This window comes from Streptomyces sp. NPDC090077 (assembly GCF_044747545.1).
GTDB lineage: Bacteria > Actinomycetota > Actinomycetes > Streptomycetales > Streptomycetaceae > Streptomyces.
Genome location: NZ_JBIVEG010000004.1, coordinates 290,102 through 304,801 on the forward strand (window position 1 = coordinate 290,102; position 14,700 = coordinate 304,801).

Here is a 14,700-nt window from a genome sequence, read left to right on the forward strand (position 1 = left end):
GCTATGGTGACGCTCGTGAACGATCAAGCTCTGCGCGAGCCGACTCTGCTCATCCTCACCGCGATCGCCGACGCCCCGCGGCACGGGTACGCGATCGCCCAGGAGGTCGAGAAGATCTCGGAAGGCCGCACGAAGATGCGTACCGGAACGCTGTACGGGGCCCTGGAACGGCTCCTGGAACAGCAGCTCATCGCCGTCCACGACGAGGAGGTGGTCGACGGCCGCAGGCGGCGCAGCTACGCGCTCGCCCCGCACGGCCGCGAGGTCCTGGCCGCCGAGGCGGCCCGGATCGCCCGCACCGCCCAGGAGGCCACCCGCCGCCTCGGCCTCGGCACGAAGGCCGCACCCGGCCTGCTCGGCCTCCCCGACGGGACGGTGACGGCATGACCGCCCTGCTGAGGCTCTATCCCGCCGCCTACCGGCGGGAGTTCGGCGACGAGATAGCCGAGGCCCACCGCGAGGCCACCCGCGGCGCGGGCCGGGCGGCCCGGACCCGGGAGGCGCTGGACATCACCGGGCACGCGCTGCGCATGCGGCTCGGGCTCGGCTCCGCACGGCGCCCCGGACAGCTCGTGGCGGAGGTGGCGCCGTTCGCCGCCGCGGCGGTGGGCGCGAGTGCGGTCTGGTGGGCCGGTCTGATGCTCCCCGCGGCCTGGTCGACCGGCATGCCCACGGAGCTCGCGGTGCCCTTCGTCCTGCTGGCGGTCACCCACTTCGTGATGGTGCTGGGCGCCGCGATCGCCCTGAGCGGCCGCTGGGCCGCGGGCACCTGGACCGTACTGGCGGGCTGCGCGGCGACCACGGCGGTCGACCTGGTCCGCCTCGGCGGGGGCCTCGACCTGGTGCTCTTCGTACGGACGCCGCTGTTCCTCGCCGCGCTGGCGGCCGTGCTCTGCCCCGCGGACCTGCGCCCGCAGCCGCGCGTTCGGACGGCGACCGGGCTGGGCGCCGTCCTGCTGTGGACGACGCTGCTCACCGCGGCGTTGACGCTCGCGCCGCCGGGGGACTGGTCCGGCGTGCTCAGCTTCGCCGTTCCGGCGGCGGCCGGACTGGCCCTGGCCGGGCGGCCGGCGTTCGCCCGGCTGCGCACGGCACCCGCCGTCCTCCTCGCGGCGCTGCCCCTGCTCGTCCTCGGCACGCCCGTCTGGACGCGGGACGTGTTCACCGGGCCCGTCCTGTTCGCCCTCCTCCTCGCCGCCGCCACCACGGTGAGCATCCGCCGCCGTCGGCGCGGCGGCCGGCCCCCGCTCGCCGGAGCCTGACGCGGGCGCTCTCGTCGGCGTCCGCACCGTACGGTGGTGCCCACGCGCCGCGCGACCGGCGGCGCTTGGGGACGACGACGGGGGAATCGTGTTCGCGGTGATCTACCGGTGGCGGCTGCGGCCGGGTGCGGAAGAGCAGTTCCGCGAGGGCTGGCGCCGGGTGACGGAGGCGATCCTGCGGGACTGCGGCAGCTACGGCTCGCGGCTCCACCGCGCCGACGACGGCACCTGGGTCGCGTACGCCCGCTGGCCGGACGAGGAGGCCCGCGAGCGCTGCCGGGTGCCGGACCCGGAGGGCATCGCGATGATGGCGGGAGCGATCGAGGAGCGGATGCCGGAGACGAGGCTCGCCCTCGTCGACGACCTCCTCGCCGAGCCGGCCGTTTCCGCGGCGGACGCCGAGTCCACTGCCGGAAGACCTCGCTGAGGCGACGTCGGCCGCCCGGCCGCCCGGATCGACATCGGGTCCAGGCACCGGGTCCGGGCGGACGGCCGCGAGCACCGCGTCTTGCCGGTGCTGGCGGGGCGGTCCCGTCGTGGGCCCGGACAGCTGCCCGGACGGGTGTCGGGGCTGGGTAGCGGGTTCGGGTGGACGGCCGCGAGCACCGGGCCCTGCCGGCGTCGGCGGGGCGGCGCGAAGCCGACAGGCCCCATCCGGGCAGCCCCTTCGGCGGTTCCTCCGCGTGGACTTCCCGGAGTTGTCCCTCCGGACGGTCTTCCCGGCGGCCCTGGGCCGTCACCTCTGGGCCGTCACCTCCGGCTGTTCCTCCGGGCGCCCCCGGCGGGCGCCGTCCTCGCGTGGCAACGCGGGACGGTGCCGGCCGCGCGGCCGCCCCACGGGCTCGCCCCCGCCCGGACCGTGCACCGGCGGAGCCCCCGGTAGGGTCGGGGTTCCGCCGTCGGGACGGCGTCCGGGGCGAACGGAGGGGGTACCGCATGCCGCAGCGCCACGCGGTGGTGGCCGGGGCCGGGATCGGCGGGCTCACGGCGGCCCTCGCACTGCACCGCCGGGGCTGGCGCGTCACCGTCTGCGAACGCGCCCCCGAGCCGCCCGTCACCGGAGCCGGCATCGGCCTCGCCCCCAACGCCCTGCGCGCACTGGAGGCGATCGGCGTCGACGCCGCCCACGCCACGGGCAGCGCGGTACCGGAGGTGATGGGCGTACGCCGCCCCGACGGCCGGTGGCTCACCCGGGCCGCGACCGCCGACATGGCGGCCCGCTACGGAGTCCCCCCGATCGCCGTCCCGCGCCCGGCCTTCACCGCCGCCCTCGCCGCAGGCCTCCCTCCGGAATCCCTCCGCTACGGCACCGAGGTGACCGGCGTCGACCCGGCGGGCCCCGACGGGACCGGGGTCCGGGCCACCGTCCGCACCGCGGGCGGAGCGGACCTCACCGCAGACCTGGTCGTCGCCGCCGACGGGATCCGCAGCCCGCTGCGCCGCGCGCACTTCCCCGCCCACCCGGGCCTGCGCTACCTCGGCGAGACCGCCTGGCGGGCCCTCGTGGACGCCCCCGACCTGCGGATTCCGGCCATGAGCGAAACCTGGGGGCGGGGGGAGAGGTTCGGGGTGACCCCACTGGCCGACGGCCGGTACTACCTCTACGCCACCGCGCGCGTCCCGGCCGGCACCCGCCCGGCCGACCCCCGCGCCGAACTCCGCCGCCGCTTCGGCGCCTGGCACGACCCGATCCCCGCCCTGCTGGACCGCGTCGCCCGCCTCGCCCCCGCCGGCGTGCTCCAGAACGACCTGTACGAACTGGCCGCCCCGCTCCCGCGCCTGCACCACGGCCGCACCGCCTGGCTCGGCGACGCGGCCCACGCCATGGCCCCCAACCTCGGCCAGGGCGGCTGCCAGGCCATCGAGGACGCCGTCGTCCTCGCCCACCTGCTCCCTCCCGGCGACACCGGGGACACCGGAGGCGCCGAAAGCGGCGAGGGCGGCCGGGACCCCGTCCCGGCCGCCCTCGCCGCCTACACCGCCGCCCGCCGCGCCCGCACCGATGCCGTCCGCGTCCGCGCCCGCCGCGTCGGCCGCCTCGGCGCCCTGCGGAACCCCCTCGCGGCGGCGGCCCGCGACCTCGCGGTCCGCGCCACCCCCGACCGGCTGGCCCTGCGCGGCATGGACGACCTCTTCGAGGGCTTCCGACTCCCGCCGCTCCCCGGATAAGGCTCAGGCCCGGATAGGGCTCAGGCCCGGATGACCTCCGGGCCGCGGCCGGCGATCTCGTCGGCCTGCCCGTCGGTCAGCCCGGTGTCCGTGACCAGCACGTCGACCTGCTCCAGGGCGGCGAACCGGGCGAAGTGCCGGGCGCCGTACTTGGAGGAGTCCGCGACGAGCACGACCCGGCGGGCCCCGGCCACCATGGCCCGCTTGACCGCCGCCTCGGCCAGGTCGGGCGTGGTCAGCCCGGCCTCCGCCGAGAAGCCGTTCGTCGCGATCACCGCCACGTCCGGCTCCAGTTCGGCGAGGTCGCGCAGCGCCCACGCGTCCACCGCCGCCTGCGTGCGGTGCCGCAGCCGGCCGCCGACGATGTGCAGGTGCAGCCCCGGATGCTCGGCCAGCCGGGCGGCCACCGGGAGCGCGTTGGTGACCACGGTGAGGGTGGAGTCCCGGGGGAGGAGGGCGGCCAGCCGGGAGACGGTGGTACCGGCGTCCAGCAGCAGGCTCCCCTCCTCCGGCAGCAGCGCCAGCGCCGCCCGCGCGATCCGTTCCTTGGCGGCAGCGGCGGTGGAATCGCGCTCGGCGAGCCCCGGCTCCAGCCGCAGCCCCCCGGCGGGCAGCGCCCCGCCGTGCACCCGGCGCAGCAGACCGGCCCGTTCCAGGGCGGTCAGGTCCCGCCGGACGGTCTCCTGCGTGACGCCGAACTCCTCCGCCAGGGCCGGGACTTCGACGCGTCCGCGCTCCTGGGTCAGCTGGACGATCCGGTGCTGACGCTCGGGTGCGTACATGGGGATCGGATCCGTTCCCTCCGGGTTCTTCCCTGTCTACGACGGACCCTACTCGCCCTCCGCCCCGACGGCCGCCCGCCCGGCCGCCGGACGGCCTCAGCCCTGCCCGTCCGGGGTGTACGGGGCGAACGGCGCCCAGCCCTTCACCGCGAAGGCCCCCGCGTCCCGGGCGACCTCCAGGGCGCCGTGGGAGCCGAAGTGCGCCGGGACCAGCAGCGCGTTGTGGTCGGCGGCCCAGCCGAGCAGCCGGCGCCGGGTGGCCCGGGACTGCGCGGCGTCCTCGCAGAAGCAGCTGTTCGCGTCCGGCTCCATGACCTGCACCGGGCTGTGCAGCAGGTCGCCCACGAACACCGCCCGGTCGCCGCCGGAGGCCAGGGTGAGCACGCTGGAGCCGGGGGTGTGGCCGGCGGCGAGGTCCAGCCGCAGGTTCGAGTCGATCCGGTGGCCCTCCTCCCACAGCAGGACCTGGCCGGCCTCGTAGACCGGCGCCACGCTGTCCTCGAACACGCCGGCGTTGCCGTCGCCCAGGACGGACGGGTGGCCGTTCGCGGGGTTCCAGAACTCGAAGTCGTTCCGGTTGATCAGATAGCGGGCGTTCGGGAAGGTGGGGACCCAGTCGCCCCCCTCCAGCCGGGTGTTCCACCCGACGTGGTCCCCGTGCAGGTGGGTGTTGACCACGAGGTCCACGTCCTCGGGCTTGACCCCGGCCCGGGCCAGCTCGTCCAGGAAGGCCGTCTCCTGGCGGTCCCAGGGCGTGCCCGGCCGGGCCTTGTGGTTGCCGCCGCCGGTGTCGACGAGGACCACCCGGCCCTCGCTGCGCAGCACCCACGTCTGCAGGGCCACCCGGGAGACGGGCGGCTCGCCGTCCGCGAAGTCGGGCCGCAGCCAGCCGGCGTGCGCCGCCCAGACCTCCTCGCTGCTGTCGGGAACGAACTCGTGGGGGGTCAGGCCGAGCGGCCCGTAGTACTCGCGGACCCGGGTGACGGAGACCCCGCCCAACTCGATGGTGTCGGTGGTGGTGTTCATGGACCCCACCCTGCGGCGGTCCCGGGGGGACAGCCACACCCTTCCCTGCCTATCCCCGGCAGGGAGAGGCTGGGCCCCGCGCGGCCCGCGATACTGATCCCCATGGACGGACAGAGCAGCCTCGGCGCGTTCCTGCAGGCCCGCCGGTCCCGGCTGACGCCGGCGGACATCGGCCTCGACACGTACGGCGAGCGGCGGCGCGTGCCGGGCCTGCGCCGCGAGGAACTCGCCCTCCTCGCGGGGGTCAGCGCCTCGTACTACGCGCGGCTGGAGCAGGGGCACGCGCACAACGCCTCCCCGGAGGTGCTGGACGCCCTCGCCCGCGCGCTGGACCTGGACGAGGCCGAGCGGCGGCACGTGCACGACCTCGCGGGCCTGGCCGCCCGCCGCCCCGCGGCCCGGCGCCCGCCGGCGGAGCGGGTGGACGAGGCGACCCGCCGGCTGCTGGAGTCCATGCCCGAGGTCCCGGCCGTCCTCACCGGCCGCCGGGCCGACGTCCTGGCGTGGAACCCGCTGGGGCACGCCCTGTTCGCGGGCCACCTCGATCCCGCCGCACCCGACCGGCCCGCGGACCGGCCGAACATGGCCGCACTGATCTTCCTCGACCCGTACCTGCGCGAGATCTACGGCACCTGGGAGTCCAAGGCCAGGGCCGCCGTCGCCAACCTGCGGTACGCCGCGGGCCGCCACCCGGACGACGTCCTCCTCGGTGCCCTGGTCGGTGAACTCAGCATGAAGAGCGACGAGTTCGCCACCCTGTGGGCCGATCACCGGGTCCGTCCCTGCACCTCCGCCGAGCAGCGGATGTGGCATCCGCTGGTGGGGGAGCTGACCGTCACCCAGCAGGCCCTGCGGGTCACCGACGACCAGACGCTCCTGGTGGCGACCGCCCCGGCCGGCTCCGCGCACCACACCGCCCTCAGGCTCCTCGCCCAAGCCATCGCCGGCTCCCGGGCCTGACCCGCGTCGGGCCGCCGGTCACCCCCGCGGGTGCGGGGGCCCGACCAGCCGCCGGGCGGACTCCACCACCGTCTCGCGGTGCCGGGCCAGCCGCGCGGCGGGCCAGGGCTCGCCCGGTCCGCCCGTCGCCGGTCCGCCCACCGCGCCGGTCCACGCCTGCGCCAGCCCCATGACCAGCGTGAGCACGTCACCGGGGTCGAGGCCCGGGTCGACCAGGCCCGCCCGCTGTGCCCGCTCCACCGCCGCGATCTTGCCCCGGTAGGACTCCGCCACGGCCTCGCCGGTCTCCGGCCGCTCCAGCTGCTTCCACTGCACCAGCCGCATCAGGTCCGGGTGGGCCACGAAGTGGTCGAAGACCGCTCCCGCGTAGCCGGGCAGGTCCTCCGCGTCGAAGGGCACCGACTCCGAGCCCGTCTCCAGGGCGCGCTGGAGCACGGCGTCGAAGAGCTGCTCCTTGTTGCCGTAGTAGACGTAGATGAGCCGCTTGTTCGCCTGGGCGGACGCCGCGATGCGGTCGATCCGGGCGCCGGCGATGCCGTACGCCGCGAACTCGGAGAACGCCGCGTCGAGCAGGCGTGCCTTGGTTGCGCTGGAATCCCGTGCCATGACGGGCAGCCTAGCAAGTAACTATCCGGTTATTGACATCTGGCGCAGCTCCTGTGCAGACTCGAACTATCCAGTTAGTTACTTGTCTGCACCCCACCCCACGGAGGACACCATGGAGATCCGCGCACTGGGCGGTCAGGGCCTGGAGGTCGGCGCCGAGGGCCTCGGCCTGATGGGCATGAGCGCCCACTACGGAGCCACCGACGAGACCGAGTCCCTCGCCACCATCGACCGCGCCCTGGCCCTGGGCGTGACCCTGCTCGACACCGCCGAGGGCTACGGCCCCTTCGTCAACGAGCAGCTCCTCGGCAAGGCCCTCCGCGGCCGCCGCGACGCCGCCGTCATCGCGACGAAGACCGGCGTCGAATTCACCGACGAGGGGGCCTTCGTCGGCCACAACGGCACCCCCGAGTACATCCGCCGGTCCGCCGACCGCTCCCTGCGCCACCTGGGCACGGACCGCATCGACCTGTACTACCTGCACCGCGTCGACCCGGCCGTCCCCGTCGAGGAGAGCATCGGCGCCATGGCGGAGCTGGTCGCCGCCGGCAAGGTCGGCCACATCGGGATCTGCGAGGCCGCCGCGGCCACCATCGCCCGCGCCCACGCGGTGCACCCGCTGGCCGCCGTACAGACCGAGTACAGCCTCTTCGAGCGCGGGATCGAGCACGACGGCGTACGCGAGACCCTGCGCGAGCTCGGCATCGGCCTCGTCGCCTACTCACCGCTCGGCCGCGGCTTCCTCTCCGGCGCCGTGACCAGCCCGGACGACTTCGCGGCCGACGACTTCCGGCGTACGGACCCCCGCTTCCAGGGCGACAACTTCGGCCGCAACCTCGCCGTCGTCGACCGCGTCCGGGCCCTCGCCGCCGAGAAGGGGGTCACCCCCTCGCAGCTCGCGCTGGCCTGGACCCTGCGGATGGGCGCCGTGCCGATCCCCGGCACCAAGCGGCGCCGCTACCTGGAGGAGAACGTCGCCGCCACCGCGGTCGCCCTCACCGACGCCGACCTGGCCTCCATCGACGCCGTCGCACCGCACGGTGTGGTCTCGGGGGACCGGTACGCGCCCGAGCTGATGGCGTCACTGAACGGCTGAGCCCCCGCCGGGGCGCTCCGGGGCGGGACGGCGCAGGTCGAGGGAGCGGAACTCGTCCAGGACCGCGAAGCCCGTGCTGTCGTACAGGCCCATCGCGACCTCGTTCCCGCCGAAGACGTTGAACATCATCGCCCCGTCCCCGCCCTGCCGGGTGGCCCACTCGCCGACGGCCATGGCGGCCCTGCCGTAGCCCTTGCCCCGGTGCTCCTCGTGCACCTCCAGCGAGAAGCCGAAGGTGACGCCTGGGAGGAACCCGTGGTTCACCCAGCCGGTGCCGATGACCCGGCCGTCGGCCTCCATCGCGTAGAAGGCGTGTCCGGGGGTCCGGTAGCCCTCGGGGAGGTACCGGGCGAAGTCCTGGTCGGACTTCTCCTTGGCCTGTTCCGGGGTGAGGGCCCCGGCCCGGACGATGTCCGCCACGTACGCGGCCTCCTCGGCGGCGTACCAGGCCGGGTACTCCTCCTCAGTGAGCCGCCGGACCGTCAGCCCCGGCGGCAGCTGCGGATCCCCGGCCACGACGCGCATGCGGTTCTGCCCCCGCACGGGGTAGTCGGCGAAGGCTCCCGCGCCGCCGGTGAGCCGGACCTCCACCCGCTCGGCGCCGCGCCCGGCGCACCACCGCTCGGCCCACTCGCGCCCCCGCGCCGCCGTGAGGTCGTGGATCCGGCCCACCACCGCCCCGTTGTCCTCCGACACCCCGACCGCTATCCAGCCGGTGCCGTCCGTGGCCACCGTCCAGCCTTCGATCCCCTCGACGGCCCGTTCCAGCAGGGCCCGGGCCAGTGCCTCCGAGCACCCTGCGGCCCGGTACCCGGCCAGCACCCGCTCCTCGAACCCGCCCCGCCACGTGCCCTGTTCGGCAACGATCTCGATCTCGCTCATTCGCCCACCCTAGGCGGGGGGAGCGGCGGGCGGGCGGGGCCGACCGGATTCGAACCGGCGTCCTCACGGTGTTGGAGACCGCGCGCGTCGACCCCTGCGCTACGGCCCCGCCCGCCCGGCAGCCTACCCGCCGTGGACGATCTGGATCAGGTTGCCGCAGGTGTCGTCCAGGACCGCGGTGGTGACCGGGCCCATCTCCCTCGGCTCCTGCGCGAAGCGCACCCCGAGGCCGCTCAGCCGGGCGAACTCGGCCGCCACGTCGTCCACGGCGAAGGAGGCGGCCGGGATGCCGTCCTTGACCAGGGCCTCCTTGTACGGCTTCACCGCGGGGTGGCCGTCGGGCTCCAGCAGCAGCTGGGTCCCCTCGGGGTCCTCCGGCGAGACCACGGTCAGCCACCGGTCCGCGCCCAGCGGCACCTCGTGCTTCTTCACGAAGCCCAGTACGTCCGTATAGAACCGCAGGGCCTTGTCCTGGTCGTCGACGAAGACGCTGGACAGGTGGATCCTCATCGGGTGCTCTCCCTCGTATCGGGCTGCTGCTCGACCACGCTGGTGCCGCTGCCCTCCTGGGACTCCCACGTCCACGTCTCCTCCAGCCGGAGCCGCCCGTCGGGGAGTTCCGTCACGAGGGAGACGCAGTGCCCGGAGGCGGTCGAGCCGTCGTGGCGGAGCTGGACGTACCGGAAGTCGACGGTGTCGTCCGCCCGGGTGCCGACCAGATGTCCCCTGGCCACGTCCCCGCCACAGTACTCGGCCCAGACCCGGCCGTCCTGCTCGTGGTACGCGAACCGGGTCTGCCGGCCGACCTGGCCCGGCGCCTGGTCGGCTACGGGGACGAAGACGAGGCCGTCGAGCGAGCGCGCCACGGTGGCTCCCTGGAGGAAGGCGGTCCGGAGGCGCGGCCCCCGGCCGGGTGGATGTCCGGGCCACCCTACGGGGCGGTCCGGCGGCGGCGGCCGATGGGAGCAGCGGGAGCTGCGGATCGGCCGGGCCCGTGGTGGCATCGGTCGTATGAAAGATCCCTTCGGATGTGACGAGCCCGCACTGCCGGCCCGGGCGGCCACCGTGGACCGGGCCGCGGCCCGCCGCGCGGTCGCCTCGCGCGCCCTCGGGGCGGAGGACCTCGCGACCCTGCTCGACATGATCGGTCTGTGGCCCGAGGACGATCCGCCGCAGGAGCGGTAGGGGGTTCCGGCGGCCGCCGTCCGGGCCTTGCGTAACGGCTCCTCAACAGACGCGCCACGGGGTCGAAAGGTGGCCGGATCGCATCCCCTCCGCCTGTAGGGTGACGTGCGCCCGTCAAGGCGGGCCCTCCTGCTCACTGATATTCCAACGGGGTTCGTAACGTGAAGCTTCGCCATGTCCGCGCGGTCGCAGTATTCGGTATAGCCGTCGTCGCCCTGACCGGAGCCCGTGGTTCGCACGGTGCCAGCTGCGGCGGCAGCAGCCACAGCTCCAGCTCCAGCTCGGGCAGTTCCGGCAGCTCCAGCGGGGGCAGCACGGGCGGCAGCCACGACGGCAGCAGCACCGGCAGCACCACCACCGGCACCACCGGCAGCACCACCACCGGCAGCACCACCACCGGCTCCACCACGGGCGGTTCGAGGGACAAGGCCGAGCGGGACATCCGGATCGACGGGTGCAAGCTGGACGCCGGCGGCAAGAACCTGGTCGCCAAGCTCACCGTCACCAACAACAGTTCGCTGGACTACACGTACAACATCACGATGAAGTTCCGCGGCGACGCGACCTCGACCGCGGTCCCCGCGACGGCCATGGTCAGCAGCCTGAAGGTGAAGGCGGGCGCGTCCCAGCCGGCCGAGGCCACCACCCCGTACTTCGGCAAGACCAACGGCACCGAGTACAAGGAGTGCGTCGTCGTCAGCGCGTCGAAGAGCTCCTTCTGACGTACGGCGGCGCCACCGCGCGGAGCCCCGCACACCGTCCGCGGACGGTGTGCGGGGCTCCGCGGTTTCGTGACATGGGACACAGGGTCTCCGGTGGTCCCGAGGGCCCCGAAGTGGGCGCCGGTGGGTGCCCATTTCATTATTTGTCCCTGTTTGGCGTTGACATGCCGCACTCCGCCAGAAACGGAATTGGTGACTCTCATTTCGCCTCCCCCAACGTTCCTGATGGGAGGTGGTTCTAGCGGCGCGTCAGCTGCTCCGGGACGGGCCCGTCGGACGGTCATGCACGATCTTCGCGCCCTTTCAAGCCGGTGCCCGGGCCTGCGGCGTGCCGGGCCGGAGCCGGCTTGCCATGCCCCTGCGGGCCTTCTAAGAATGGCGACTCCTCCGGCGCCCCAGCGGTCCGGCGCCGGGAGCTTCGCGATCACCGAGTGAGGTCCCGCATGAAGAAGCACCGTAAGAAGACGCACTACCGGAAGATAGCCGTCGCCGTCGGCGCGCTGGCCGTCGTGGGTGTCCCCACCGCCGCCATGGCCTGTCTGGACACCCAGGACGGCGGTCGCGTGCGGCCGGCCGCGGCGCAGCTGGACGTACCCTTCGAGGCTCCCGGGGCCCCGCTCCCGGCGCAGGCACCCGTCCCGGCCGCCGCGCCCGTGCAGCCCGCCGCCGACGCGCCGGCGCCCGTGGAGCCTGTGGCGGAAGAGCCCGCCGCGGAGCCCGCCGAGCCGGTCGTCGAGGCCGCGCCGCCCGCCGATCCGCAGCCCCAGCAGCCCCAGCCGGCGGAGCCCACCGCCGCACCCGCCGCGCCGCAGGCCTCCGGGGCCCCCTCCGACGAACAGGCCAAGGTCCTCGAACTCGTCAACCAGGCGCGTGCCGCGGCCGGCTGCCCGGCGCTCACGATCAACGAGAAGCTCACGAAGGCCGCGCAGGACCACAGCGCCGACATGGCCGCGCACCGCAACATGTCCCACACCGGGTCCGACGGCTCCGACGCGGGGCAGCGCATCACCCGCGCGGGGTACCAGTGGCGCACGTACGGCGAGAACGTCGCCTACGGGTACAGCACGCCCGAACAGGTCATGGAGGGCTGGATGAACAGCCCCGGCCACAAGCGGAACATCCTCGACTGCTCGTACAAGGAGATCGGCATCGGCCTCGCCCAGCCGGGCCAGTACTGGACCCAGGACTTCGCCGCGGCGCGCTGAACCGGCCCGGACGCCGCGGCCCGGGACGTCCGTCAGGGTGACGGGGGGACCTGGCCCGGCGCCGGGGCGGGGTAGGCGGCGGCGATCAGGGCCGGCGCGAGGTCCTCGTTGCGCATCCGCTGGTCGACGTACAGCAGGGAGACCACCAGCTGCGGGTAGCCCAGCTGGAACACCGCGCTGAACGCGGTGCCGGCCAGCAAGCAGACCGCGTACACGACGAACCCGAGGGCCGTCACGGCCGCCGAGCCGTCCGGGCCGGAGCCGAGGATCGCGGGGAACAGCGCGAGGATCCCGACGAGCCCGAACGGCATCTGGATGGCGTAGCCCCCGGCCACCCCCACGACGTACCCGAGCAGGGTCACACCGGCGACGCGCCACCAGCTGCCGCGGACCAGCTGCGCCGACCGCCGCAGCGCGGCCACCGGGCGCAGGCCCTCGAACACCACCGCGGCGGGCGCGAGGCTGAACCGGGTCGCGAGCCAGACCGCCACGGGCATCCAGGCGAGGACCCCCGCGATCAGCAGGAACAGGCCGACGGGCGGCACCGAGTCGTCCCAGGACGTGATGATCAGCGGCAGGGCGATCGCGTACAGCAGGATCACCGGCCCGCCCGCGATCAGCCCGATCAGCGAAACGGCGCCGAGCACCGAAGGCAGCCGGGACCAGCTGCGGCGCCACATGTCGCGGAAGGTCGCGGAGCGGCCGAGCACGGCCTCCTGCACCACCGCGGGGCACAGGGCGCCGATCGCCGCGGTGCTCACCAGCATCACCAGCAGCAGGAGCACGCCCCCCGGCAGCAGGGCCAGGAAGAGGGTCGCCACGTCCGAGCCGTCGGCGGGTGTGTCCGAGTCGACGTCGAAGACCTCGGAGAAGGTGCTGCTCGCCGCCGCGATGCCGATGACCACCGCCGCCACCACCAGCAGGAACCCGATGCCCTGGACCGCGAGCGTGACGCCGGCCAGCGGCTTCCAGTACTGGCGGAGCGCCTTGAAGGCGCCGCCGATCATCTCGCCCGCACCGAGCGGACGCAGGGGTATGACCCCCGGCTGCGGGGGCGGTTGGATCCAGCCACCCGGCCACTGCGGTGCGGACTGCTGCGGCTGCTGTCCCCATCCGGCGTTGTGCGACATCCCTGTTCCCCCTCTTGACCTGGAGGAACACGGTATCCCCTCGCACCGCCGGACGGGGTGCGAGGGGTCCGTGCGGACGCGGCCGGGGCCGCGCCGCGGTCAGGTCAGGTGTTGATGCAGGTGTTGCCGGCCGCCGGGTTGAGCAGGCCGATGACGTTGACGCTGTTACCGCACACGTTGATCGGGATGTGGATCGGCACCTGGACGACGTTGCCGGACAGGATGCCCGGGGAGCCGACGGCGAAGCCGTTGGCGTTGGAGTCGGCAACGGCGGCACCGCCGGCGCCGAGGATGCCGGCCGCGGCCAGGACGGTGGCGGCGATCGCAGTTCGAATACGCATGTCACTCCAGACTCGATGACGGAACGTCGAAGCAGGATCACACCGCCTCCGGGGGCTTCCCGCCCGGCATTCACCTGACCAACGGCGTGTTCCGGCGCCCGGGGTGACCGGCGCCGCCCGAACGGGTGCCGTGGTGGAGGAGACGGCCGCCCCCACAACGACGTTGTGTCACGTGTCACGTGTGGCGCCCTTGGGCCCCTGGACCGCCCCGCATCCACGATGGGGCCATGGAGATAGGCATCGCACTGCCCCAGTACGGCACTCACGCGCAGGCCGCCCGCATCGCCGGCTTCGCGCGCGACGCGGAGCACGCCGGCTTCGACTCGCTCTGGGTGGGGGACCGCTCGCTGGCCCCGGTCGAGCCCAGCGACCTCTACCCGGGCCACACGCCCGAGAACCCGTACCCGCCCGAATACCGGACCTTCCTCGATCCGCTCACCGTCCTGACCGTCGCCGCCGGTGCGACCCGCCGCGTCCGTCTCGGCACGAGCACCCTCAACGCCCCTTGGTACCCGCCCCTGTTGCTCGCGCGCAGCCTCACCTCGCTGGACCAGGTGAGCGGCGGCCGGCTGGACGCCGGCTTCGGCATCGGCTGGCTGCGCGACGAATACACCGCCGTCAACGCCGACTTCGGCCGGCGCGGCGAACGGCTCGACGAGATCCTCGACGTCCTCCAGGGGATCTGGACCCGCGAGGAGTTCGAGCACGACGGCCCGCACTGGCGCATCCCGCGCGCCCACGTCGGCCTGCGCCCGGTGCAGCGGCCGCACCCGCCCGTCTACTTGGGCGGGTTCTCGCCCGCGGCGATGCGCCGGGTGGGCCGCCGCGCGACCGGCTGGGCCGGCGCCGTCCTGCCGCCCGCGGCACTCGCCGGCCTGTGGGCCGTCGCCCGACAGGCCGCCGAGGAAGCCGGCCGCGACCCCGACGCCCTGCGCCGCAGCATCCGCTTCAACGCCAAGCCGGGCACCCCGTGCGAGGAGATCGCCGCGGTCCTCGACGGCATCCGGGACACGGGTGCCGAGAGCTGCTTCGTCGACCTCCAGCAGTGCGTGCGCGAACCGGACGAGGCACTGGAACTGGGCGTCAAGGTCCTCGACCGGGTACGCGCCGGGTAGCGGGTCCGGGGTCACGCGGCCGACGGTTCGAACGGCCGGCCGCGTGCCGTATAGTTGATCTCGAGCTCGCCGCCGCGAAACACGGTGGACGGGACGCGCGTTGGTGGTCCAAGGAAAGACACCCCACTTCCCGTGGGGGAATGCAGGTGCAAGGCCTGCCCAGCGCTCTGACAAGGCCCCGGCCTCCTCACGGAGACCGGGGCCTTCTTGTCGAGGGCG

General features: G+C 74.4%; 18 protein-coding genes and 1 tRNA gene. 10 read left to right on the forward strand and 9 right to left on the reverse strand.

The genetic code is table 11. The features are described from left to right. Window positions 1-15 precede the first annotated feature (15 nt). The 4 genes from ACIPW5_RS09975 (at window position 16) to ACIPW5_RS09990 (ending at window position 3,431) form a co-directional block, all read left to right on the forward strand. Window positions 16-387, forward strand: a complete 372-nt coding sequence (locus ACIPW5_RS09975) for a PadR family transcriptional regulator (RefSeq protein WP_401242858.1) — start codon at window positions 16-18, stop codon at window positions 385-387. Then, entirely contained in the window at window positions 384-1,262 is an 879-nt protein-coding gene (locus ACIPW5_RS09980; protein WP_401242861.1) for a hypothetical protein, read from the forward strand. The genes ACIPW5_RS09975 and ACIPW5_RS09980 overlap by 4 nt, the downstream gene beginning before the upstream one ends. A gap of 88 nt (window positions 1,263-1,350) precedes the next feature. After that, complete coding sequence (locus tag ACIPW5_RS09985; RefSeq protein WP_401242864.1) at window positions 1,351-1,689, forward strand: antibiotic biosynthesis monooxygenase family protein; 339 nt, start codon at window positions 1,351-1,353, stop codon at window positions 1,687-1,689. Between the two features lie 509 nt (window positions 1,690-2,198). Continuing rightward, a complete protein-coding gene (locus tag ACIPW5_RS09990) occupies window positions 2,199-3,431 on the forward strand; it encodes an FAD-dependent monooxygenase (RefSeq protein ID WP_401242866.1) in 1,233 nt (410 codons plus the stop codon). Window positions 3,432-3,451: 20 nt separating this feature from the next. Here ACIPW5_RS09990 and ACIPW5_RS09995 read toward each other — a convergent pair whose 3' ends face one another. Together ACIPW5_RS09995 and ACIPW5_RS10000 are read right to left on the reverse strand one after the other, a co-directional pair. After that, window positions 3,452-4,213 carry a DeoR/GlpR family DNA-binding transcription regulator gene (locus tag ACIPW5_RS09995; protein ID WP_401242869.1) on the reverse strand — a complete coding sequence of 254 codons (762 nt, stop codon included), beginning with the start codon at window positions 4,211-4,213 and terminating at the stop codon, window positions 3,452-3,454. A 96-nt stretch (window positions 4,214-4,309) separates the two neighbouring features. After that, window positions 4,310-5,239, reverse strand: a complete 930-nt coding sequence (locus ACIPW5_RS10000) for an MBL fold metallo-hydrolase (protein WP_401242870.1) — start codon at window positions 5,237-5,239, stop codon at window positions 4,310-4,312. A 102-nt stretch (window positions 5,240-5,341) separates the two neighbouring features. Between ACIPW5_RS10000 and ACIPW5_RS10005 the strand changes: the two genes are divergently transcribed. Next, window positions 5,342-6,199 (forward strand): helix-turn-helix domain-containing protein, encoded by an 858-nt coding sequence (locus tag ACIPW5_RS10005; protein WP_401242872.1) that lies wholly within the window; start codon window positions 5,342-5,344, stop codon window positions 6,197-6,199. 18 nt (window positions 6,200-6,217) lie between these two features. On the opposite strand, the gene ACIPW5_RS10010 is transcribed toward ACIPW5_RS10005, so the two are convergent. Continuing rightward, window positions 6,218-6,805, reverse strand: a complete 588-nt coding sequence (locus ACIPW5_RS10010) for a TetR family transcriptional regulator (RefSeq protein WP_401242875.1) — start codon at window positions 6,803-6,805, stop codon at window positions 6,218-6,220. Window positions 6,806-6,917: 112 nt separating this feature from the next. Here ACIPW5_RS10010 and ACIPW5_RS10015 point away from each other — a divergent pair, with 112 nt between their 5' ends. Beyond that, entirely contained in the window at window positions 6,918-7,901 is a 984-nt protein-coding gene (locus ACIPW5_RS10015) for an aldo/keto reductase (RefSeq protein WP_401242878.1), read from the forward strand. Here the strand turns inward: ACIPW5_RS10015 and ACIPW5_RS10020 are convergent. From ACIPW5_RS10020 to ACIPW5_RS10035, 4 genes are all read right to left on the reverse strand, one after another. Continuing rightward, window positions 7,887-8,783, reverse strand: coding sequence for a GNAT family N-acetyltransferase (locus ACIPW5_RS10020; RefSeq protein WP_401242880.1), 897 nt, complete (start codon window positions 8,781-8,783; stop codon window positions 7,887-7,889). The two genes, ACIPW5_RS10015 and ACIPW5_RS10020, sit on opposite strands and share 15 nt — an antisense overlap. 34 nt (window positions 8,784-8,817) lie before the next feature. After that, a tRNA-Trp gene (locus tag ACIPW5_RS10025) sits at window positions 8,818-8,892 on the reverse strand. 14 nt (window positions 8,893-8,906) lie between these two features. Further along, the gene (locus ACIPW5_RS10030) at window positions 8,907-9,293 is read right to left on the reverse strand and encodes a VOC family protein (protein ID WP_401242883.1); all 387 of its coding nucleotides are present in this window, start codon (window positions 9,291-9,293) and stop codon (window positions 8,907-8,909) included. Beyond that, window positions 9,290-9,649 (reverse strand): hypothetical protein, encoded by a 360-nt coding sequence (locus ACIPW5_RS10035; protein ID WP_401242885.1) that lies wholly within the window; start codon window positions 9,647-9,649, stop codon window positions 9,290-9,292. The genes ACIPW5_RS10030 and ACIPW5_RS10035 overlap by 4 nt, the downstream gene beginning before the upstream one ends. 145 nt (window positions 9,650-9,794) lie before the next feature. On the opposite strand from ACIPW5_RS10035, the gene ACIPW5_RS10040 reads away from it, so the two are divergent. From ACIPW5_RS10040 to ACIPW5_RS10050, 3 genes are all read left to right on the forward strand, one after another. Beyond that, window positions 9,795-9,968: a hypothetical protein gene (locus ACIPW5_RS10040; protein ID WP_401242888.1), complete on the forward strand. Its 174-nt coding sequence runs from the start codon at window positions 9,795-9,797 to the stop codon at window positions 9,966-9,968. Window positions 9,969-10,129: 161 nt separating this feature from the next. Then, window positions 10,130-10,690, forward strand: a complete 561-nt coding sequence (locus tag ACIPW5_RS10045) for a hypothetical protein (RefSeq protein WP_401242889.1) — start codon at window positions 10,130-10,132, stop codon at window positions 10,688-10,690. Between the two features lie 443 nt (window positions 10,691-11,133). Further along, a complete protein-coding gene (locus ACIPW5_RS10050; protein ID WP_401242891.1) occupies window positions 11,134-11,895 on the forward strand; it encodes a CAP domain-containing protein in 762 nt (253 codons plus the stop codon). A 32-nt stretch (window positions 11,896-11,927) separates the two neighbouring features. Here ACIPW5_RS10050 and ACIPW5_RS10055 read toward each other — a convergent pair whose 3' ends face one another. Further along, complete coding sequence (locus tag ACIPW5_RS10055; RefSeq protein ID WP_401242892.1) at window positions 11,928-13,025, reverse strand: hypothetical protein; 1,098 nt, start codon at window positions 13,023-13,025, stop codon at window positions 11,928-11,930. 104 nt (window positions 13,026-13,129) lie between these two features. Next, on the reverse strand, window positions 13,130-13,366 hold the full coding sequence (locus tag ACIPW5_RS10060) for a chaplin (protein ID WP_401242894.1): 237 nt from the start codon (window positions 13,364-13,366) through the stop codon (window positions 13,130-13,132). Window positions 13,367-13,593: 227 nt separating this feature from the next. On the opposite strand from ACIPW5_RS10060, the gene ACIPW5_RS10065 reads away from it, so the two are divergent. After that, window positions 13,594-14,481 (forward strand): TIGR03619 family F420-dependent LLM class oxidoreductase, encoded by an 888-nt coding sequence (locus ACIPW5_RS10065; protein ID WP_401242896.1) that lies wholly within the window; start codon window positions 13,594-13,596, stop codon window positions 14,479-14,481. Window positions 14,482-14,700: the final 219 nt, after the last annotated feature.

Bases quoted from the DNA above. Each gene is read 5' to 3' on its own strand.
- ACIPW5_RS10060 (WP_401242894.1), bottom strand. From the start codon at position 13,366: ATGCGTATTCGAACTGCGATCGCCGCCACCGTCCTGGCCGCGGCCGGC.
- ACIPW5_RS10000 (WP_401242870.1), bottom strand. From the start codon at position 5,239: ATGAACACCACCACCGACACCATCGAGTTGGGCGGGGTCTCCGTCACC.
- ACIPW5_RS10020 (WP_401242880.1), bottom strand. From the start codon at position 8,783: ATGAGCGAGATCGAGATCGTTGCCGAACAGGGCACGTGGCGGGGCGGG.
- ACIPW5_RS10065 (WP_401242896.1), top strand. From the start codon at position 13,594: ATGGAGATAGGCATCGCACTGCCCCAGTACGGCACTCACGCGCAGGCC.
- ACIPW5_RS09990 (WP_401242866.1), top strand. From the start codon at position 2,199: ATGCCGCAGCGCCACGCGGTGGTGGCCGGGGCCGGGATCGGCGGGCTC.
- ACIPW5_RS10050 (WP_401242891.1), top strand. From the start codon at position 11,134: ATGAAGAAGCACCGTAAGAAGACGCACTACCGGAAGATAGCCGTCGCC.
- ACIPW5_RS10030 (WP_401242883.1), bottom strand. From the start codon at position 9,293: ATGAGGATCCACCTGTCCAGCGTCTTCGTCGACGACCAGGACAAGGCC.
- ACIPW5_RS10040 (WP_401242888.1), top strand. From the start codon at position 9,795: ATGAAAGATCCCTTCGGATGTGACGAGCCCGCACTGCCGGCCCGGGCG.
- ACIPW5_RS10055 (WP_401242892.1), bottom strand. From the start codon at position 13,025: ATGTCGCACAACGCCGGATGGGGACAGCAGCCGCAGCAGTCCGCACCG.
- ACIPW5_RS09980 (WP_401242861.1), top strand. From the start codon at position 384: ATGACCGCCCTGCTGAGGCTCTATCCCGCCGCCTACCGGCGGGAGTTC.
- ACIPW5_RS10015 (WP_401242878.1), top strand. From the start codon at position 6,918: ATGGAGATCCGCGCACTGGGCGGTCAGGGCCTGGAGGTCGGCGCCGAG.
- ACIPW5_RS09995 (WP_401242869.1), bottom strand. From the start codon at position 4,213: ATGTACGCACCCGAGCGTCAGCACCGGATCGTCCAGCTGACCCAGGAG.
- ACIPW5_RS10005 (WP_401242872.1), top strand. From the start codon at position 5,342: ATGGACGGACAGAGCAGCCTCGGCGCGTTCCTGCAGGCCCGCCGGTCC.
- ACIPW5_RS10010 (WP_401242875.1), bottom strand. From the start codon at position 6,805: ATGGCACGGGATTCCAGCGCAACCAAGGCACGCCTGCTCGACGCGGCG.